Origin of the sequence: Bacillus paramycoides, assembly GCF_038971285.1 — a bacterium.
Lineage (GTDB): Bacteria > Bacillota > Bacilli > Bacillales > Bacillaceae_G > Bacillus_A.
Genome location: NZ_CP152427.1, coordinates 1,143,613 through 1,163,161, shown reverse-complemented (window position 1 = coordinate 1,163,161; position 19,549 = coordinate 1,143,613). Strand labels below are relative to the sequence as shown.

Genomic DNA, 19,549 nt, shown 5'->3' with positions numbered 1-19,549 from the left:
GGCGTAAAAATAAATAAGGAGTTTTTTCGCAATATAATGCGAAAAAACTCCTTATCTCATCTATTATTTATACGCTTTAAATACTAATACTGCGTTATGGCCACCGAATCCTAGTGAATTACTTAACACTGCGTTTACTTCTTGATGTCTCGCATTATTCGGTACGTAATCTAAGTCACACTCTGGATCTGGTGTTTCATAGTTAATTGTTGGAGGAATTACTCCGTCTGTAATTGATTTAATAGAGAAGATCGCTTCAACAGCACCAGCTGCTCCTAATAAGTGACCTGTCATTGACTTCGTTGAGCTGATCGCTACTTTATACGCGTGCTCACCGAACGTTTCTTTAATTGCCATCGTTTCATACTTTTCATTCGCATCCGTACTTGTACCATGCGCATTAATGTAATCAATATCTTCTGGCTGTAGACCTGCATCTGCTAAAGCTTGACGCATTGCACGCACGCCGCCTTCACCGCCAGGAGCCGGCATTGTAATATGGAATGCATCACCAGTTGCACCGTAACCAGCGATTTCCGCATAAATGTGAGCACCTCGAGCTAATGCGTGCTCTAATTCTTCAAGAATTAAAATACCTGAACCTTCACCCATTACGAAACCGCTACGGTTTTTATCGAATGGACGACAAGCTGTTGCTGGATCTTCATTGAATGTTAATGCTTTCGCTGAGCTAAATCCTGCGAATGCCATACTTGTTAACGGCGCCTCTGCCCCGCCCGTAATCATTGCATCCGCATCACCGCGCTGAATCGCTTTAAATGCATCACCAATTGAGTTTGCACCAGATGCACAAGCCGTTACAGAACAAGTGTTAATTCCTTTTGCCCCTGTTGCGATCGATACTTGACCTGCTGCCATATCTGGAATCATCATCGGTACGAAGAATGGACTCACGCGGCGCGGGCCTTTCTCAGTAAAAATCTTAAATTGTTCTTCGTATGTTTCCATACCGCCAATACCAGAGCCAATCCAAACGCCAATACGAGGTCCGTTTTCTTCTGTAATTTCAAGCTTTGCATCTGCAACTGCCATTTTCGCTGCTGCTACTGCATATTGTGTAAAGCGATCCATACGGCGCGCTTCTTTTTTATCAATATATTTCTCGACTTCAAAGTCGTTAATTTCTGCTGCTACTTTTGCTGGAAATAGTTCCGGATCAATTCTTGTAAGTCGTCCGATTCCAGATACACCCTTTTTAATGTTTTCCCACGCTGTTTCAACATCTGTACCGACCGGTGTAACAGCTCCTAGTCCTGTAATTACGACCCTCTTTTTTTCCATACAAAATACACTCCTTTTTTCTCTCAGTCCTTATTTACCCCAACGAAGAGCGACTGCTCCCCATGTTAATCCACCGCCAAAACCAACAAGTATAATTAAATCCCCATCTTGAATACGTCCATTTTGCAATTCCTCTACCATTGCAATCGGGATTGAAGAAGCTGATGTATTACCAAACTTCTCAATTGTCATACTCATTTTTTCTTGTGGTAAATTTAATCTCTCTCTTGCAGATTCCATAATACGAATATTCGCTTGATGCGGTACTAAGAAATCCACATCTTCTTTCGTAAGACCAGCTTTATCTAAAACGCGAAGACAAGAATCTCCAAGTTGACGAACGGCAAATTTAAAGACTTCTCTGCCATTCATCATAACATACTCGTCTTGATAAAGATGCTTACCGCCACTTCCGTCTGCTCCTAATTCGAAAGATAGAACGCCTTTCCCTTCTGAAACAGCTCCCATTACGATCGCACCAGCTCCGTCTCCAAATAGTACCGCTGTATTTCGATCGTTCCAGTCTACAATTTTAGATAGCTTATCACTACCAACTACTAATACATTTTTATAAGTTCCCGTTTGAATAAATTGCTGCGCTGTAATCATTCCGTACATAAAACCAGCACATGCTGCACTTAAATCCATTGCAGCTGCATGTTTTGCGCCAATTGCTTCTTGAATGACACAAGCTACTGCTGGGAAAGCACGATCTGGCGTTACTGTCGCTACTAAAATAAGATCGATATCCTCTCCACTAATCCCTGCATCTTCAAGCGCTTTTTTAGAAGCCTCTACGGCCATATATGAAGTATCTATTGTATCATCGGCAATGCGTCTTTCCGCAATCCCTGTTCTCGTACGAATCCATTCATCAGATGTATCCATTATTTTCTCTAAATCGTGATTTGTGACTACTTTTTCCGGCACATATCTTCCGATCCCTAAAATGCCCACGTTCACATCGCAGCCCTCCGTTTTATATCAATTATTATGACTTGGTACTAATTTTAAAACATAAATGTATTTTTGTCTAGAATATATTTCAGCTAAAACATAAAGCGAGCGCATTATTCACCTTATTGTTCATGAAAAGAAACAGAAACATACCTTTTCCTGTTTCTTTCCAAATATAAAAAAGCCCGAACCGCTTCTACTTACGGTTCGGGCCTCTCTTCCATCTAAAAAGATGCTTTTTATTCTTGATCTGCTTTCCCAAGCTCATATGCTTCGTTCATAACTTTCATCAATAACTCTAATACTGGTTGTGCTTTTTCCATATCAAGCGCAATTCCATTATCATCTAAAATGGCCTTTGCTTCTGGTAAATGCTTCATTGCGATTTGTAAAAATTGCATGCTTTTCTCATTCATATTACGTTCTTCCTCTCCATTAAAACTTTCACATACATAGTGTAACACGCTCGCTACCCTTCGTATAACTCTTTATATTTTTTCATATGCGCTAATTGTTTATTTAAACCGTATTCTAACGGCGTGTTTCTTTTTATCGAAATCACCTCTACAGCTTTATCTCTTTCTTCTTCATTCTCTTTATTTACTTTATCCTCTGCACGTAAAAGATTCATACCTTTTTTCCATAATGATTTTTTGCCACTAAGTAAATTGTATATACCGAGATGCCCCTCGTTCATTCCATTTTCCCATAAGTATTCACATACATCTTCAACGTACAGTAGATCTCTTCCGTTTTCCTCACTCGCATAATGGCACTCTTTCTCACCCAGTTCTGATAAAATGAGCTGATGATACATCATAAAAGATGGTTGCCATGGCCCATATAATGTAGGAACTCGAAATACACTATATTGTGCCTCTCCTTTTTTCAATCCTTCTTCCACTTTCGAAAATAAACGTTTATTTTCGGATTCATCTACGTTTCCTACTTCAATAGAAGAAATTAGATTTAACTTCACTTTATGTTCTTCACATAGTCTTACAATTCGCTTTAAATACTGTAATATAACTCTTTCATTCCGAAAGCCACTTTGTTGATTTGGTTCATACAAGCAAAAGTAAACTGTATCGAACTTCTCTTCTTCTACTGATTTCCATCCCTCTTCATCTCTTATCGAGTAATACGTAAATAACGCATTTCGCCCAATTAACAATAATTTCTCTTCATTAATCTTTGTCATGTTCTCGAATTCATCAAAATCAAGACCGTACACTTCTACTTCTTCTGCAATCATTTTATTCACAAGGTGATAACCTACAAACGTAAGTGCACCTATAATTAGCACGCGTTCCATACCACCAACCCTTTCTCCTTGAAACAAATAGCTCCTCATTTATGTATATGGGAGCTTCACAATTCTTCTTCATATTTTTTAAAGAAATCAGTCGTTTGCCTGACCATTTTATATTTCACATCTTGCAGATGGAATAAGACAGAAGTATCACATTGATTGAATTGCCTCATTTTCTCATATTTACGTAACAACTGTTTTCTCCCTCTTTTTTCTTGTGTTGATACGAAAACTTTAACAGGTACACAAGACGGAAGAAGCGTAAATGATTTCTTATTTATTTTTGATTCTAATTCTGCTTCTTTGGAATCATACGCCAAACATAATTCCTTTACGAGTCTCTTGTAAAAAAACTTATGCTCTTTCTCAAACTCTACATATTCTGGTAAATCTAAACATGGATTTAACATAATGACAGAGCGTATACATTCAGGGTATTTGTTCATCATTTCAAGTGCTACAAGTGCACCCATACCATCTGCCATAATGTGCATTTTCGCATTCAATGTCTCTTTTCTCAATACAACATCATATAAGCGTTTTGCTAGACGAACAGATTGGTCATTTCCCCAATGTCTTCCGTATAAATTAGAAGAAAAGACCGTATAGCCTTCCTCAATAAGGCCATGTAAAAAATAAGATCTACCTGCATGCTGTGTCCATAAACTTGTACCATTCTCAATAAAGTAGTTGTAATCACCGAGAAGCATTACAGAAAATCCGTTTGGCTTCTCCGGTAAATAAATGACACATGGTTCTTTTTCTAAGTAAAAAAAACGTTCTGTAATACTCATTTTTCCCCCGCCTTATTTTCTAAACGTATAAAAGTACTCTTTTATAATGTATGAACGGAATGCAAATTTGCGTTGAAAAATCTACAAATATTTTTCTATATTCTTTTTTCAATTGTGTTACAATAAGGACAGATTGAACGAATAGAGGTGTAAAATATGCGTTTCATTTGGGCATTAATTTGGTCGTTCTTGCTTGTACATATGATGAGCTACGTAATCGGCTCTATGACTGGCGGTACATACGATTTTAACCAAGCGTCTATTTTCTCAGTTGTTCTTGCGGTATTAGTACTAGCAATTTCAGCTGCAATTCCAAACGAGCCAGTAGAACAACACTAAAAAAGAGTCCGGATTTTATCCGAACTCTTTTTTTATTTCACATGCACGACTAATTCGTTATTTGCTACATCAACTACTACATGACTACTGTCCATAATCGTACCTGCAATTAATTCTCTCGCTAATTTCGTCTCAACTTGACGCTGTACATATCGTTTTAACGGACGAGCTCCGTACATCGGATCAAATCCAGCTTCTACAACAAATTCTTTCGCTGCGTCTGTTAATTCTACTGTAATATGACGGTCAGCTAAACGACCTTGCAATTCTTTTACAATTTTATCAACAATACCTTTAATTTCATTCGTTGTAAGAGGTTTGAATAAAATAATTTCGTCGACACGGTTTAAAAACTCTGGTCGGAAATGTCCTCTTAATTGTCCCATTACAAGTTCTCTTGATTCTTCTTTAATGGAGCCATCTTCTTCTAATCCATCTAATAAATGAGCAGATCCAATATTTGAAGTCATAATAATAACCGTGTTTTTAAAGTCTACTGTACGTCCTTGCGAATCTGTAATGCGACCGTCATCTAACATTTGTAATAAAATGTTGAATACTTCTGGATGCGCTTTTTCAATTTCGTCTAACAAAATAACAGAATACGGTTTACGTCTTACTGCTTCTGTTAATTGACCGCCCTCTTCATATCCAACATATCCAGGAGGCGCACCAATTAAGCGTGACACAGCATGTTTCTCCATATACTCAGACATATCGATACGAATCATTTGCTCTTCACTATCAAATAATGACTGCGCTAACGTTTTTGCAAGTTCTGTTTTACCAACACCAGTCGGTCCTAAGAAAATGAAGGAACCAATCGGACGGTTCGGGTCTTTAATACCAGCGCGTGCACGAAGAACTGCATCTGATACTAAGCTTACCGCTTCCTCTTGTCCGATGACACGCTCTGATAAAATTTGCTCTAAACGTAGCAATTTCTCACGTTCACCTTCAACCAGTTTTGCAACAGGAATACCAGTCCAGCGTGAAACAATATCAGCAATTTCTTCTTCACTTACTTCCTCACGTAATAAACGATTTTCTTGTTTATTATGCGCACCCATTTCTTCTGCTTCTTTTAACTCTTTTTCAATTGCAGGAATTTTTCCGTGGCGAAGTTCCGCTGCTTTATTTAGATCGTAATTCCCTTCTGCTTCTTCTAATTCACGGCGCAGACGCTCTAAATGTTCACGTAAGTCACGAACTTTGTGAATATCTTCTTTTTCTTTCTCCCATTTCGCTCTCATACCACTTGCAACTTCTTTTAAATCCGATAATTCACGTTGCAACGTTTTTAGACGTTCTTGGCTACCAAAGTCCTTTTCTTTTCCAAGAGCCGCTTCTTCAATTTCCAACTGCATAATGCGGCGCGTTACTTCATCTAATTCTGTCGGCATAGAATCGATTTCTGTGCGAATCGTTGCGCATGCTTCGTCGACAAGATCAATTGCTTTATCTGGTAAGAAACGATCCGAAATATATCGATCTGATAAAACAGATGCTGCTACAATCGCGCGGTCGTGAATATTTACACCATGATAAATTTCAAAACGCTCTTTTAAACCACGTAAAATGGAAATTGTATCTTCAACAGTTGGTTCTTCTGCTAATACTTGTTGGAAACGTCTTTCTAGCGCTGGGTCTTTCTCAATATATTTACGATATTCATCTAACGTTGTCGCCCCGATACAATGCAGTTCACCGCGTGCAAGCATCGGTTTTAACATATTCCCTGCGTCCATCGCACCTTCTGTTTTACCAGCTCCGACGATTGTATGAAGTTCATCAATGAATAATAAAATGCGTCCTTCACTCTTTTTAATTTCATTTAATACAGCTTGCAGACGCTCTTCAAATTCACCACGGAATTTCGCTCCAGCTACAAGCGCACTCATATCTAATGCAAAGATTGTTCTATCTTTTAATCCTTCAGGTACATCCTTCTTCACAATACGCTGTGCTAATCCTTCAACGATTGCTGTTTTACCAACACCTGGCTCACCAATTAAAACCGGGTTATTTTTCGTTTTACGTGAAAGAATGCGGATTACGCGGCGAATTTCACTATCGCGGCCGATAACAGGATCAATTTTCCCCGCTCTTACTTCCGCCACTAAATCACGACCATATTTTTCTAACGCTTCATAAGTTGCTTCTGGATTTTGACTAGTCACTCTTTGATTCCCCCGAACTATCATTAAAGACTGTAATAAGTTATCTTTCGTAATATGAAATCTTGTGAATAATTGGCCTATATCGCTTTTTTCTTCAGTAAAAGCAAGCAATACATGTTCAACTGAAATGTAGTCATCTTGTAATTTTTCTGCTTCTTTTCCTGCCCTTACAAGTAATTGTTGCAGGGCACCTGTTATATATAATTTGCCTGCTTCTGCACCGCTTCCCGTTACAGAGGGCTTTTTCTTAATTAAACTTTCGGCGCCTTGTTTTAACGCTTCTATATCGACATTCATTTTTTGAAAAATACGTACTGCTAGCCCATCTTGCTCTTCTAATAATGTAAACAAGAGATGAACAGTATCTACTTCTTGATGATGATGAGATACCGCTAAAGATTGGGCACTCATAATCGCCTCTTGTGTTTTCGTTGTCATTTGATTTAAGTCCATCTTTACAGTCCTCCAAATGTTTGACTTTCTTTGACCTTTTATTTGATTATACGCCAACTTACTTTTTTATACAATAATTTTGCTTATGTATTTTCAAGCTTATTATTGGAAAAAGAAAAAGGGAAAATTCATTATGCTACTTAAAAAAGTACGGTAAATGAAATTATAATGTGTAACGACAAAAAAGCCGCAATAACGATTGCGGCTTCTGTTACGGTTTTCTTTTATATGTCCACTGACGGTTATGATTTGTGTTATCTGGAAACTTTTCACCGGCAGTTAGTTTCACCATTTGCGGGTCTTTCACCATGCTTCCCGTTTCACCAATTTCTACGTAAATGCCATCATTCGGCGCTTTTTGTCCAGAACGAAACCTGCGATTTTGTCCCATTTCCATTCTCCTTCCATGACGTCTTTGCCTCATTAGTATATCCATTTTAAAAGAAAGCTTGTCTGTCATGTTTAGGAAACAAGTACTATATTTCATCCTTGTACATATACATGAATGACACAAGCTTAGGAAGGGATTTCTTTCCTATTTGTAGAAAAAAAAGAAACCAACCTACTATAGGCCAGTTTCAAAGGAGAGTCAAACATATACGAGAAGATTACATGTTCATTATAAGCCTCATCATACGAGTAATGTAACCCTTTTCACAATTTGTCCATAATGAAAGAAACATTGTTTGAACTTTCTAAAAAGATGTTGACTTTTCTTGATTTCCAGCGAGAAATAGTAGACACCGCAGCACTTTGCGACGTAAGATGGATATATAGTGAACTTTCCATCTTTTGTGGTCTCACCCAGTCTAACCTCTTATTTCTGCATATTAAAAACGGAAATACAGATAGATACAAAAAAATTATTATAAGAGGTGAAATTATGAACAAACAACATTTAATCGCATTAGACTTAGACGGCACTTTATTAACAGACAACAAAATAATTTCCACTCGCACAAAACATACAATTGCAAAGGCAAAGGAACAAGGACATATCGTTGTTATTTCAACAGGACGTCCATTCCGCGCTAGTTATGATTACTATAAAGAACTTGGTCTAAATACACCAATCGTAAACTTTAATGGCGCATACGTACATCATCCTCTTGATTCAAAGTGGGGCACACATCACTCTCCTCTTGAGCTAGCAACAGCGCAAGAAATTGTCCGAGCTTGCTTTGATTTTGGCGTAAAAAATATATACGCTGAAGTAATGGACGATGTGTATGTTCGTGAAATTGATGAAGATAAAAAACATATTTTCGAATTCGGTTCTCCAAATATTTTTACAGGAGACTTATTAAATATTTTAAACGATCATCCAACTTGCTTATTAATTGACGCACATGACGAGCATTCTACTGCAATTCGTCAACATTTAACTGATATGCATGCTGAAGTAATCGACCATAGAAAATGGGGTGCACCTTGGCCGATTATTGAAATCGTAAAAAGCGGATTAAATAAAGCTGTCGGATTACAAAAAATTTCTAGTCATTATAACATTCCACAAGAACGAATTATCGCTTTCGGTGACGAGGATAACGACTTTGAAATGATTGAATTTGCTGGTCATGGCATCGCAATGGGAAATGCTATTCCTGAATTAAAATCACTCGCAAACCATACGACGTTAACAAACGAAGAAGATGGTATTGCTCTATATTTAGAAGAGGTTCTTGGATTGTAATCTAAAAATTCCCTGCTTATAGTTTCCCGCCAAACGCTCATACTATCATTAGACGCATAAATCAGCGCGTCGATTGTTTTCAGCTAAATAAAGGGGGTTTTTCGAATGGGTAAAAAGAACAAATCAAAACGTTTTATCCAACAAGGAGCCGATGCTGTTATGAAGCATGATGCAAGATTCCCGTACAGAGGTACATTAGCTGAGGCAGAAAAAGCGAGAAGTAACTCTTCTTTTGGAGGGGTCTAAATGGGGAACTTACTATTCCAACAAGCTAGAGATGCTGTTGCAAATGCCGTATCTTGTTCAAGCGGCGCTGAGCAACAAGATCTCGTATATAGAGCAAAAAACGCGTTGCACTCTGCTTACGCAAACTCTTCAACAGCTGAAAAAGTTCAGCTACGTGAAATGCAAGAGCAGTTGCAAACTATTACGAATTTACATTAAAAAAGAGGACCAGCTTTGGTCCTCTTTAATCTTTTCGAAACAAGCCAAATACCCCAACTGTTTGCAGCACGTTTGTAAATGCACCTGGGTCCACTTGTTTAATAACCCTCTCTAATTCGTACAGCTCGTAACGAGTAATAACAATCATTAACATTTCCTTATTTTCATTCGTATACGCACCTGTTGCTGGTATAGTTGTAATCCCCCTCACTAAGCGTGAGTGAATCGCCTTTCGTACATCCGCCCCATTCTTCGTAACGATTAATGCCGTAATCTTCACATGACGCGTATGAATTGCATCGATGATTCGCGTTGACACATACAAAGTCACCAACGTATATAATGCTTTTTCCCATCCATACACATAGCCGGCAGCGATAATGATCAGTGCATTAAAGAAGAAAAAATACGTACCGACAGGCTTGTCTTTAATCTTTGATAAAATCATGGCGATTATATCTAAACCACCTGTAGAAGCCCCCCACTTCAACGCAATCCCTACCCCGATTGCTGAAATAAGCCCGCCAAAAATCGCATTTAATATGATGTCGTTCGAAACTGCCCTAACCGGGATAATTTCTAAAAACAAAGTCATAAAGATAACACAAAGAAAACTAAAGAAAGTAAAGGCCTTTCCAACCTTTTTCCAGGCTAAAATAACGACCGGAATATTAAACAAGCTAAACAATACCCCTGTTGATATGTGAATAGATAAAAAGTCACCTAATATTTGTGATAACAATTGAGACAATCCAGCAAAACCACTCGCGTACACTTTCGCTGGCGTTAAAAATAAATTCATTCCAATCGCGTTTAACAAACCTGCGATGATTACAACGATTAACTTCTTTATAAGTTCGGCATAATTCAACTTCAAATCCATTTCTAATCCACCCTTATTATTCATGAATGCACTGCTATACATAGTCTTTACGAAAAAGGAAATGATAAACGTACAACGTTTAGAAATGGAGTTGATACATATGCCACATACGAGTGATAACGACAAAAAAGCACGCGATAATAATGCAAAACGCGCGCAAAAAAATGAGCAAGAACAAAAAAATATTCAGCAAGGTAAGCGTGCCTATTCTAAAAAGACCGATCACCTTTGATTCCATCGTACATCAACAATATTGTTGATGTACTTTTTTTACATTTCACAGGAAAAAACATTAAAAATTCACTTCATGTTCACTTCTATATTCTACAATAGCGATAACATATTCGGATGAGGTGTTGGCATGAGAGGGAAACACATTTTCATTATTACTGCACTACTAAGTATATTAATGCTATCTGCTTGTGGACAAAAAAACGGCTCAGATACAGTCGCTACAGCAACAGACTCAACCATTACGAAGAACGACTTCGAAAAACGGTTGAAAGATCGTTACGGAAAAGACATGCTGTACGAAATGATGGCGCAAGACGTTATCACGAAAAAATATAAAGTATCTGACGATGATGTAGATAAAGAAGTACAAAAAGCGAAAAATCAATACGGAGACCAATTTAGAAATGTATTGAAAAACAATGGTTTAAAAGATGAAGCTGATTTCAAAAATCAAATTAAGTTCAAACTTGCTATGAATGAAGCGATTAAGAAAAGTATTACAGAAAAAGACGTGAAAGACCACTATAAACCAGAAATTAAAGCGAGTCATATTTTAGTAAGCGATGAGAACGAAGCGAAAGAAATAAAGAAAAAATTAGATGCTGGTGCTTCATTTGAAGAATTAGCAAAGCAAGAATCACAAGATCTATTATCAAAAGAAAAAGGCGGAGACCTTGGATACTTCAATTCAGGCAAAATGGCGCCTGAATTTGAAACAGCTGCCTATAAACTAAAGGTAGGACAAATTAGCAATCCCGTTACATCACCAAACGGTTATCATATTATTAAATTAACTGATAAAAAAGATTTAAAGCCTTATGATGAAGTGAAAGACTCTATTCGCAAACACTTAGAAGAAGAACGTATCTCTGACCCTATATTCGGCAAAAAACTATTGCAAGACGAATTGAAAAAAGCAAATATTAAAATAAATGATAGTGACTTGAAAGATACGTTTACTCTTGCGCATGAGCAAGGGAATTAAAAAAGCACGACCTTATATTTATAAATATAAGGTCGTGCTTTTTATTTCCTTTATTTCTTAAAGTACGTCCAACCTTCTTCTTGATAAATCTTTTCTTCTTTCATCAACTTACCAAGCGCACGCTTAAATGCAGCTTTACTCATATTGAAACGTTCTTTAATGTCTTCTGGGTAACTCTTATCCCAAAACGGCATTGCTCCGCCTCGTTCTTCCATATATGCATAAATTACTGCAGCATCATCTTCCATTCCTTCTTCTTTACGAGGAAGAAGTGAAATGTTAATTGTACCGTCATCTTTCACATCAATAATACGTCCTGTTACGCGCTGACCAATACGGACTTGTTCTTTTCTTTCCGTATGGTGTAAGAAAGCACGGAAATGCTCATCTGTTAAGATGAATGAACCAACTTGTAGTGAACGATACACACGTCCATTTACGTTTTTATTACGCATAGATGGCGTCGCATCCACGATAATTTCTTGCATATCACTGTCTCTTGCCGGAAGAGCGATAAGGCGATCACGATTCGTTAATTTTAACGTACAATATAATTCGTCTCCAACTTCTGGCCATACTGGCATATAAATTGGGAATTCATCCGCCGGGATTAGTATATCTTTTGATACACCAATATCAACAAACACACCTAAACTAGGAATAACTTCTACAACCTTTACCCAGTTCCAATCATACGTTGTAATAATTGGCTCTTTCATTGTTGCTGAAATACGATTTTGGTGATCAAGGTATAAGAATACATCAATCGTATCGCCTTCTTCAATTTCTCCAGCTACTTCGTTTTTATGTAGGAAAATTTCTTCTTCTTCATTCCCAACCATATATCCGATTTCCGTTTCGCGTAAAACAGTTACCTGTTCAATCGATCCTATTTGTAAGTACATATTTTTTAATTCCCTTCTATATATATAAAATGAACTTTTTAACTTTTTTATATTTTTATCATTCCAAACAAAAGTTAATTATAACACGATTTTTCCTTTATTTGTCCAACTGCCCAAAATTCACTATAATAAAATGAGGTTACATGAATATAAGTATGAAAACACTTAATTCTAAGCTCGTTTTCAGCTATACTTTAGTATGTACAGTACATAAAAAGATTAGAAATTTATTTGGAGGTGCTAACTATGGCAAAAGATAGTTCTTTTGACATCGTTTCGAAAGTAGAATTACCTGAAGTAACAAACGCAATTAACACTGCATTAAAGGAAATCCAAAACCGATATGACTTTAAAGGAAGTAAAAGTGATATTAAATTAGAAAAAGAAGTACTTGTTTTAACTTCTGACGACGAGTTCAAATTAGAGCAAGTAAAAGATGTTCTTATTTCTAAACTTGTAAAACGTAACGTTCCAATTAAGAACTTAGATTACGGAAAAGTTGAAGCGGCGGCTGGTAACACTGTTCGCCAACGTGCAACACTTCAACAAGGTATCGATAAAGATAACGCAAAAAAAATTAACAACATCATTAAAGAAATGAAGTTAAAAGTAAAAACACAAGTACAAGATGACCAAGTACGTGTTACAGCGAAAAGCCGTGATGACTTACAAGCAGTTATCGCTGCAGTTCGTAGTGCTGATTTACCGATTGACGTACAATTCATTAACTACCGCTAAAAAGAAAAACATCCTCTGTGTAGAGGATGTTTTTCTTTTTAGCATGTAGAGAAGTCTAAGCTTACGGGCAATCGGATAATTTTTATACATAAATGAAGAAGACCCTTTTAAAAATTGGAACAAAAACCTCCCTCCCCACTCAAATGTAACAATTTATGAGTATAAGAATATTTTTCGTCCTTTCATGTAATGTAAAATTAGTAAGGAATTTATTTTATGAAAAATGTTAATTAAAAAAGAGTTAGAAGTGGTTATTTGAAGAAATTAATACTATGTTTTTTATTAACTACATTCTGTCTACACATTGCAGGATGTTCTAATAATATAACTACACCCAGGGATACGCCTAAAACTTCGACACCTGCAAAGTGTAAATACATCAACAAAGCTTGGTATAAGAAACCTATGAACTGTAATAATTGATGATATAAGTCATAAAAAAGACACCATAAGGTGCCTTTTTTTAAAGAAAATAATAAAATATTCATTGGAAATTATGAGTGATTTTTTTATTTTGATTTTCAAAATATTTTTCTTTAACTATTTTTATCAGATCTTCTTTTTCTGTTAGTTCAAAGATAAATAATGCTTTTTTCATATTATCAGCTACATCCTCTTCATTACATTGTTTCAGCTTTAGCATGTTCCAAGCTTTCCCATAGTATAATTCACCTAATAAATATAGAGTATTTAGATTAATAGCTAATTTAATACCCATATCATTGTATTTTATTGCCTCTTCATGTTGATTTGCATGACCTAACATTTTCCCTAAATTAAAAATGATTTTTAATTTAACCTCTTTATCTCTAGGGAAATCTAACTTATTAAAATTAGTTAAACATCTTCTTAATATAGTAATACTCTTTTCATATTCTTTATTTGCCCAATGAAATATAGCCATCGACTGCATAATATCTATTTCTCTTTCTGATAAAAAATCACCATTCGTTACAGTTAGTTTTAGTGCACTATTTAAAAGATTTAAAGCAGTTTTTATTGATTTATTCACATAAAATATAGCAATTGCTTCATGCCATATTAGAAATTGTTTATCTTCTTTTAACTGGAAATTATTTTCGGTTTTCTCTTGTTTCACTATTTCATAAAGTTCATTATATTGTTTTTGTTTTGTACAATCTCTCATTACACATTTTACATTTTCTACATATTTTAGTTTTTTGTTTTGAGTTAGTGCGAAAATATGATTTGGATCAATACCAAGTCTTTCAGATAATTGATATAACAATATGCTAGATGGATAAATCATACCTTTTTCTATTTTGCTAATTTGACTTTGTGAACATATTCCATGACACAATTCAGATTGTGATATATTCTTTTTCATTCTAAGTTCTTTAATGGTAATACCCAAATCGTAAAATTCCATTTTTCCTCCTCAAATATAGCCCGCAATGAGTAACAAAATACTTTTCATCCTTTAATGTAATGTAAAATTAGTATATTTTCAATTATTGTTGCTTCTATCGATTTTTTTTTTACTTCTTTGCTCAGCTGCATTTCGAGATGAGAGTCTTACTTCACAGAAAAACAGACTAGGGAGAAAGTTTTCTCCTTAGTCTGTCCCACCAAGATTTCGCATTTATTAAGAGCAACACCATATTGCTTTATCAAATGATTTTTAGGAATGTATACTTTATCATTTTCGATTTTGTATTTTATATCGTTTCTCTTCAGAACTGCCGTATCAACAGAATGAACACTATCGCCCCACGGAACAAATTCCCCATCATCACGGTTGTCCCAAAAATAAAAACTTACAAATACGATAAAAACACATAAACATAGAGCGAACCACTTCTTTTTCCGCAAATACCCCACCACCTTAAACTGAAGAAGAACTACTAAAAAAACGTTACTCATTTCCGTCTCTTTTTCACCACAATTAAAAACGCAATAAATAATACATTCACACCGACTATTAAGGAGATAAACAACCAATTCACACCTGTTTCCCCGTTAACTTTATATACATTTGATTCTTCACGCTTTAAAACAAGATAAAAATCCCCGTTTTCTTCTCTTATAATTTCATCTTCTAACAATCCTCTTAACTCTTGTTTTTCGCCAATTGCAATTACAGGTAAAGCAACTTTTTGTGTTTCTTTCGTATTATTAATCGCTACTACTGTCACTTCATCTTTATACTTTCTCTTTAGTACACTCATTCCATCTTTATCGTATAGAAGCTCAAACGTACCACGGCGTAATGATGGTCTCGCTTGTCTAAGCTCACCGAGTTTCGTTATGTGTTGCATAAACTTTTCATCTGATTTGAAATCCATTAACCGTCTATTATCTGGCGTTGCTCCTCCATCTAATGCAATTTCAGTTCCGTAATAAAAATTCGGAATACCTGGTGATGTTAATAAATATGTAAGAGCTAGTTTCAAACGAGATGGCGGATAATTCATATTCTCTTTTGCAATACGAGCAAATCTTTCTGTCTCTTGATTATCTAAAAATGTAGCGGCTTCTCCGTCTTTTTTACTCACATCATATAAAGGTTTCACCGATACATCCGCTTTAGAAAACGCATCTACTATTTTTTCGTTGTATTTACTATCTTCTTTTATCATAATACGAAAATCTTTCTTTATCATTTGCATATCTTTTTGCACGTCATTCCAAAAAGCATCCGACTTTTTTTCACTATGTATTACATAGCTTGCATCTAAATCGACTTCTTCGATCCACCATTTCATCGCATCGATGACTTGTTGTTCACTTTCTCCAAATGGAAATTGAAGTACAACTTTCATTCCTTTTGCGTGAGCTGCTTGTACAAGTTCTTTCACATCATTTTCTGTTCCGAAATGTTCATTTACCTTTTGAAAATTGCGCACCTCTAATCCATCGTACTTTCCACTTTCAAAAAGCGGAGAAAGCATAACAGCGGTAAAGCCCATTTCTTTTATGTAATCCAGTCTTTTTATAATCCCTCTTATATCTCCGCCCTGATATCCTTCTAAATTACCAACTTCTAACTGTTTGTCATTTTTCGGTTCTCCGTTATTGAAACGATCAATCATAATAGAATATATAACTTCGTCTCGCCATTCTCTTTTTTCATCTGCAAACGTATGTATTGGTACAAATAAAACAACAGCTAAACAAAAAACAATGAACAGTTTCCTAGTATGTATTTTCCCCACACGCATCCCCCATGTTTTTTAATTGTAAGAATATTATACCAATTATCCAAACGAATCGCATACGTTGATTTCATTCTTCCCAAATTATCATATGTTAGATTTTCTAACATGCAGCAAAAAAATTCTGAATTTTTAGTTGATTTTTCTTTTTATTTCGAATATGATATGAAACATAACAAATTGATGTTATTTTTTCTAACATTATAGGAGGAGAGAGAATGGATACAGGAGATACGGTTTTTATGTTTGTAACGACAGTAATGGTCATGTTAATGACACCAGGATTGGCACTTTTTTATGGGGGCATGGTTCGCAGTAAGAACGTACTCAGTACGACAATGCATAGTTACAGCGCAATGGCTATCGTTTCGATTCAATGGATTGTAATTGGTTATTCTTTATCATTTGGACCAGATTTGCACGGACTAATCGGCACACTCGATTGGTTCGGTTTAAACGGAGTTACCTACGCACCAAATCCAGGCTACTCATCTACTATTCCTCACAATTTATTTATGATGTTCCAGCTTATGTTTGCTATTTTAACTCCCGCTTTAATTTCAGGTGCATTCGCCGAAAGAATGCGATTCTCAGCTTTCCTTATCTTCATCCTTCTATGGACAACAATCGTATACAATCCTGTCGCTCATTGGGTATGGGGCGTCGGCGGATGGCTAAGAGAACTTGGCGCGTTAGACTTCGCTGGTGGTAATGTCGTTCATATTACATCTGGAGTCGCTGGCCTTGTATTAGCTATTTTCCTCGGAAAACGAAAAAACATAAACGGTCCTTCTCCTCACCATTTACCATTTACGATGCTAGGCGCAGGTTTACTATGGTTCGGCTGGTTCGGTTTTAACGTCGGTAGCGCATTATCTTTAAATGACGTAGCTTTAACTGCATTTATTAACACAAATATAGCCGCTGCTGCCTCCGCATTAACTTGGATGCTTTCAGAATGGTTCTTCCAATCAAAGCCGACTGCGATGGGAGCTGCTTGCGGAGTCGTTTCCGGTTTAGTCGCTATTACGCCAGCTTGCGGGTTCGTTACACCTTTCTCCGCTCTTCTTATCGGAGCAATCGGCGGCGTATTATGCTTCGGAGCGGTCTTTTTCTTAAAAACAAAATTCGGATACGACGATACACTCGATGCATTCGGATGTCACGGTATCGGAGGAACTTGGGGCGGCATTGCGACAGGACTATTTGCCACTACTACTGTAAATGCTGATGGCGCTAACGGATTATTTTACGGAAACGCCGCTTTACTGTTTAAACAAGTTGTAGCAATCGGCGCAACATATGCATTCACAATCATCATGACGTACGCCATTATTAAAACGATTAACTTCTTCCTCCCCGTTCGGGTAGATGAACATGAAGAACATATGGGACTTGATATTTCGATGCATGGGGAGAAAGCTTATGAATATACAGAGCGAGTGAACTAAAAAAGAGATGCAATCTATCGGTAGTAGATTGCATCTCTTTTTATTGTAGTTGTCGCCTCAACATACCCCATCTGGTATTTAGGAGAATATATCAGCGATTTTTCAAATATATCCGCGATTATTTCAATATATCGATTTGCCAACGAATTCCGACATGACGAAAATGAAAAATACCCCGGCGTAATTTTACACAAAAAAGACGACCGTTTCACAGTCGTCTTTCCCTATTTATTTCGGAGCATTTCCCACATATTGCGTAATATCAACATTTAGCGCTTGTGCTAAACGCATACCGTACTCTTGATCTGCACGGAAGAAGTTACAAACAGCTAGTAATTTCGTACGTTCATTTACGTCTTTTAAGTCATTTGTTAAGTTTGCAATTAAGTTGTCTTGCTCTTCTTTAGAGAATGAACGGTAACGCTCACCTGCTTGTTTAAAGTCATTGGGTTTGTCAATTTTTTCACGAGATACGTAGCCTTCTACTTTCATAGTTGAATCGCGGTAAGCTTTGTCTTCAACTGGATTTTCAGCATGACGGCTCGGTTCGTAGTTAATTGTAGATGGGTTTTGATTGATTTGCATCGCACCATCACGTTGTTGGTTATGAACAGCTGCGTATGGGCAATTTACAGGAATTTGTAAATAGTTTGCACCAAGACGGTAACGCTGCGTATCTGGGTAAGAGAATAAACGACCTTGTAATAATTTATCTTCAGATGGTTCAATACCATTTACAGTTGCACTTGGAGAGAATGCCACTTGCTCTACTTCCGCGAAGAAGTTTTTCGGATTACGATTTAATGTCATTGTCCCTACTTCAATTAATGGGAAGCGATCTTCTGGCCATACTTTCGTTGGGTCTAATGGATCGAAATCTAAAGAATCCGTTTCTTCTAGTTGCATCACTTGTACGTGTAAATCCCACTTCGGGTAATTTCCTTTTTCGATTGCATCGAACAAATCACGAGTTGCATGGTTGAAGTCTTTTCCTTGTACTTCTTGCACTTCTTTTGCATTTAAGTTACGTACACCTTGCTGTGGTTTCCAGTGATATTTAATGTAGACGATTTTACCTTCTGCATTAATCCATTTAAATGAATGGACACCGAAACCTTCCATTTCACGATAACTCGCTGGTGTACCGTAATCAGAAAATACCCACGTCATCATATGTGTAGATTCCGGACTTAACGTCATGAAATCCCAATAACGATCTGGCGTTTGAATGTTTGTATCAGGTGCTGGTTTTAAAGAATGAACCATATCAGGGAATTTAATTGCATCGCGGATAAAGAAAACTGGTAAGTGGTTACCTACGATATCGTAATTTCCTTCTTCTGTATAAAATTTAACAGCGAATCCACGTGGATCACGAGCTGTTTCCGGAGAACCTTGACCATGAATAACCGTTGAGAAACGAACAAATACAGGCGTTTCGGTTCCTTCATTTTGCAAAAATGCTGCTTTCGTATATTCCTTCATGCTGTTTTTCGTTACGAATACACCGTGAGCACCTGCACCGCGTGCATGCACAACGCGCTCTGGAATACGTTCACGATCAAAGTGCGCAAGTTTTTCTACTAAATGATAGTCTTCTAATAATACCGGTCCACGGCGACCAGCTGTACGAGAGTTTTGGTTGTCTCCAACTGGAGCACCTTGATTTGTTGTTAAGCGATTATTTGGATTCATTTAGGGGG

General features: G+C 36.7%; 20 protein-coding genes and 1 pseudogene. 8 read left to right on the top strand and 13 right to left on the bottom strand.

The genetic code is table 11. From position 1 onward, the window contains the following. Positions 1–63 precede the first annotated feature (63 nt). The 5 genes from fabF to AAG068_RS05980 form a co-directional block, all read right to left on the bottom strand. Complete coding sequence (gene fabF / locus AAG068_RS06000) at positions 64–1,302, bottom strand: beta-ketoacyl-ACP synthase II (protein ID WP_000412651.1); 1,239 nt, start codon at positions 1,300–1,302, stop codon at positions 64–66. Positions 1,303–1,332: 30 nt separating this feature from the next. Further along, entirely contained in the window at positions 1,333–2,265 is a 933-nt protein-coding gene (gene fabH / locus AAG068_RS05995) for a beta-ketoacyl-ACP synthase III (protein ID WP_001100539.1), read from the bottom strand. A 233-nt stretch (positions 2,266–2,498) separates the two neighbouring features. Next, complete coding sequence (locus AAG068_RS05990) at positions 2,499–2,675, bottom strand: ComZ family protein (RefSeq protein ID WP_009879752.1); 177 nt, start codon at positions 2,673–2,675, stop codon at positions 2,499–2,501. Between the two features lie 53 nt (positions 2,676–2,728). Next, the gene (locus AAG068_RS05985) at positions 2,729–3,601 is read right to left on the bottom strand and encodes an NAD-dependent epimerase/dehydratase family protein (protein WP_342718540.1); all 873 of its coding nucleotides are present in this window, start codon (positions 3,599–3,601) and stop codon (positions 2,729–2,731) included. Positions 3,602–3,630: 29 nt separating this feature from the next. Further along, complete coding sequence (locus AAG068_RS05980; RefSeq protein WP_029437835.1) at positions 3,631–4,365, bottom strand: hydrolase; 735 nt, start codon at positions 4,363–4,365, stop codon at positions 3,631–3,633. A 156-nt stretch (positions 4,366–4,521) separates the two neighbouring features. Here AAG068_RS05980 and AAG068_RS05975 point away from each other — a divergent pair, with 156 nt between their 5' ends. Then, on the top strand, positions 4,522–4,704 hold the full coding sequence (locus tag AAG068_RS05975) for a YjzD family protein (protein ID WP_001211116.1): 183 nt from the start codon (positions 4,522–4,524) through the stop codon (positions 4,702–4,704). A gap of 32 nt (positions 4,705–4,736) precedes the next feature. Here AAG068_RS05975 and clpB read toward each other — a convergent pair whose 3' ends face one another. Together clpB and AAG068_RS05965 are read right to left on the bottom strand one after the other, a co-directional pair. Next, positions 4,737–7,337 (bottom strand): ATP-dependent chaperone ClpB, encoded by a 2,601-nt coding sequence (gene clpB, locus AAG068_RS05970; protein WP_342718539.1) that lies wholly within the window; start codon positions 7,335–7,337, stop codon positions 4,737–4,739. Between the two features lie 211 nt (positions 7,338–7,548). Beyond that, a complete protein-coding gene (locus AAG068_RS05965; protein WP_000531421.1) occupies positions 7,549–7,728 on the bottom strand; it encodes a YjzC family protein in 180 nt (59 codons plus the stop codon). A 492-nt stretch (positions 7,729–8,220) separates the two neighbouring features. Between AAG068_RS05965 and AAG068_RS05960 the strand changes: the two genes are divergently transcribed. The 3 genes from AAG068_RS05960 (at position 8,221) to AAG068_RS05950 (ending at position 9,474) form a co-directional block, all read left to right on the top strand. Beyond that, positions 8,221–9,030 (top strand): Cof-type HAD-IIB family hydrolase, encoded by an 810-nt coding sequence (locus AAG068_RS05960; RefSeq protein WP_001041237.1) that lies wholly within the window; start codon positions 8,221–8,223, stop codon positions 9,028–9,030. A gap of 105 nt (positions 9,031–9,135) precedes the next feature. After that, entirely contained in the window at positions 9,136–9,276 is a 141-nt protein-coding gene (locus tag AAG068_RS05955; protein WP_000516816.1) for a hypothetical protein, read from the top strand. After that, entirely contained in the window at positions 9,277–9,474 is a 198-nt protein-coding gene (locus tag AAG068_RS05950) for a DUF3813 domain-containing protein (RefSeq protein ID WP_002194664.1), read from the top strand. It begins immediately after the preceding gene. Between the two features lie 25 nt (positions 9,475–9,499). On the opposite strand, the gene AAG068_RS05945 is transcribed toward AAG068_RS05950, so the two are convergent. Next, entirely contained in the window at positions 9,500–10,357 is an 858-nt protein-coding gene (locus AAG068_RS05945) for a YitT family protein (protein WP_000364426.1), read from the bottom strand. A gap of 100 nt (positions 10,358–10,457) precedes the next feature. Between AAG068_RS05945 and AAG068_RS05940 the strand changes: the two genes are divergently transcribed. Together AAG068_RS05940 and prsA are read left to right on the top strand one after the other, a co-directional pair. Beyond that, a complete protein-coding gene (locus AAG068_RS05940; protein ID WP_001120847.1) occupies positions 10,458–10,589 on the top strand; it encodes a DUF3941 domain-containing protein in 132 nt (43 codons plus the stop codon). Positions 10,590–10,718: 129 nt separating this feature from the next. Next, a complete protein-coding gene (prsA, locus tag AAG068_RS05935; protein WP_342718535.1) occupies positions 10,719–11,576 on the top strand; it encodes a peptidylprolyl isomerase PrsA in 858 nt (285 codons plus the stop codon). Between the two features lie 50 nt (positions 11,577–11,626). Here prsA and AAG068_RS05930 read toward each other — a convergent pair whose 3' ends face one another. Then, positions 11,627–12,481, bottom strand: coding sequence for a CvfB family protein (locus AAG068_RS05930; RefSeq protein WP_342718534.1), 855 nt, complete (start codon positions 12,479–12,481; stop codon positions 11,627–11,629). A 246-nt stretch (positions 12,482–12,727) separates the two neighbouring features. Here AAG068_RS05930 and AAG068_RS05925 point away from each other — a divergent pair, with 246 nt between their 5' ends. After that, positions 12,728–13,219, top strand: a complete 492-nt coding sequence (locus AAG068_RS05925) for a YajQ family cyclic di-GMP-binding protein (protein WP_001040153.1) — start codon at positions 12,728–12,730, stop codon at positions 13,217–13,219. Positions 13,220–13,703: 484 nt separating this feature from the next. On the opposite strand, the gene AAG068_RS05920 is transcribed toward AAG068_RS05925, so the two are convergent. The 3 genes and pseudogenes from AAG068_RS05920 to AAG068_RS05910 form a co-directional block, all read right to left on the bottom strand. Further along, positions 13,704–14,609 (bottom strand): helix-turn-helix domain-containing protein, encoded by a 906-nt coding sequence (locus tag AAG068_RS05920; RefSeq protein WP_342718533.1) that lies wholly within the window; start codon positions 14,607–14,609, stop codon positions 13,704–13,706. A 216-nt stretch (positions 14,610–14,825) separates the two neighbouring features. Continuing rightward, positions 14,826–15,052, bottom strand: a pseudogene (locus AAG068_RS05915) (hypothetical protein). Between the two features lie 47 nt (positions 15,053–15,099). Next, positions 15,100–16,401: an alpha-amylase family glycosyl hydrolase gene (locus AAG068_RS05910; RefSeq protein WP_342718532.1), complete on the bottom strand. Its 1,302-nt coding sequence runs from the start codon at positions 16,399–16,401 to the stop codon at positions 15,100–15,102. A 212-nt stretch (positions 16,402–16,613) separates the two neighbouring features. Here AAG068_RS05910 and AAG068_RS05905 point away from each other — a divergent pair, with 212 nt between their 5' ends. Beyond that, a complete protein-coding gene (locus tag AAG068_RS05905; RefSeq protein WP_342718531.1) occupies positions 16,614–17,846 on the top strand; it encodes an ammonium transporter in 1,233 nt (410 codons plus the stop codon). A 228-nt stretch (positions 17,847–18,074) separates the two neighbouring features. On the opposite strand, the gene katB is transcribed toward AAG068_RS05905, so the two are convergent. After that, the gene (gene katB / locus AAG068_RS05900) at positions 18,075–19,541 is read right to left on the bottom strand and encodes a catalase KatB (protein WP_342718530.1); all 1,467 of its coding nucleotides are present in this window, start codon (positions 19,539–19,541) and stop codon (positions 18,075–18,077) included. Positions 19,542–19,549: the final 8 nt, after the last annotated feature.

Bases quoted from the DNA above. Each gene is read 5' to 3' on its own strand.
- fabF (WP_000412651.1), bottom strand. From the start codon at position 1,302: ATGGAAAAAAAGAGGGTCGTAATTACAGGACTAGGAGCTGTTACACCG.
- AAG068_RS05990 (WP_009879752.1), bottom strand. From the start codon at position 2,675: ATGAATGAGAAAAGCATGCAATTTTTACAAATCGCAATGAAGCATTTA.
- AAG068_RS05980 (WP_029437835.1), bottom strand. From the start codon at position 4,365: ATGAGTATTACAGAACGTTTTTTTTACTTAGAAAAAGAACCATGTGTC.
- AAG068_RS05975 (WP_001211116.1), top strand. From the start codon at position 4,522: ATGCGTTTCATTTGGGCATTAATTTGGTCGTTCTTGCTTGTACATATG.
- clpB (WP_342718539.1), bottom strand. From the start codon at position 7,337: ATGGACTTAAATCAAATGACAACGAAAACACAAGAGGCGATTATGAGT.
- AAG068_RS05965 (WP_000531421.1), bottom strand. From the start codon at position 7,728: ATGGGACAAAATCGCAGGTTTCGTTCTGGACAAAAAGCGCCGAATGAT.
- AAG068_RS05960 (WP_001041237.1), top strand. From the start codon at position 8,221: ATGAACAAACAACATTTAATCGCATTAGACTTAGACGGCACTTTATTA.
- AAG068_RS05955 (WP_000516816.1), top strand. From the start codon at position 9,136: ATGGGTAAAAAGAACAAATCAAAACGTTTTATCCAACAAGGAGCCGAT.
- AAG068_RS05950 (WP_002194664.1), top strand. From the start codon at position 9,277: ATGGGGAACTTACTATTCCAACAAGCTAGAGATGCTGTTGCAAATGCC.
- AAG068_RS05945 (WP_000364426.1), bottom strand. From the start codon at position 10,357: ATGGATTTGAAGTTGAATTATGCCGAACTTATAAAGAAGTTAATCGTT.
- AAG068_RS05940 (WP_001120847.1), top strand. From the start codon at position 10,458: ATGCCACATACGAGTGATAACGACAAAAAAGCACGCGATAATAATGCA.
- prsA (WP_342718535.1), top strand. From the start codon at position 10,719: ATGAGAGGGAAACACATTTTCATTATTACTGCACTACTAAGTATATTA.
- AAG068_RS05930 (WP_342718534.1), bottom strand. From the start codon at position 12,481: ATGTACTTACAAATAGGATCGATTGAACAGGTAACTGTTTTACGCGAA.
- AAG068_RS05925 (WP_001040153.1), top strand. From the start codon at position 12,728: ATGGCAAAAGATAGTTCTTTTGACATCGTTTCGAAAGTAGAATTACCT.
- AAG068_RS05920 (WP_342718533.1), bottom strand. From the start codon at position 14,609: ATGGAATTTTACGATTTGGGTATTACCATTAAAGAACTTAGAATGAAA.
- AAG068_RS05910 (WP_342718532.1), bottom strand. From the start codon at position 16,401: ATGCGTGTGGGGAAAATACATACTAGGAAACTGTTCATTGTTTTTTGT.
- AAG068_RS05905 (WP_342718531.1), top strand. From the start codon at position 16,614: ATGGATACAGGAGATACGGTTTTTATGTTTGTAACGACAGTAATGGTC.
- katB (WP_342718530.1), bottom strand. From the start codon at position 19,541: ATGAATCCAAATAATCGCTTAACAACAAATCAAGGTGCTCCAGTTGGA.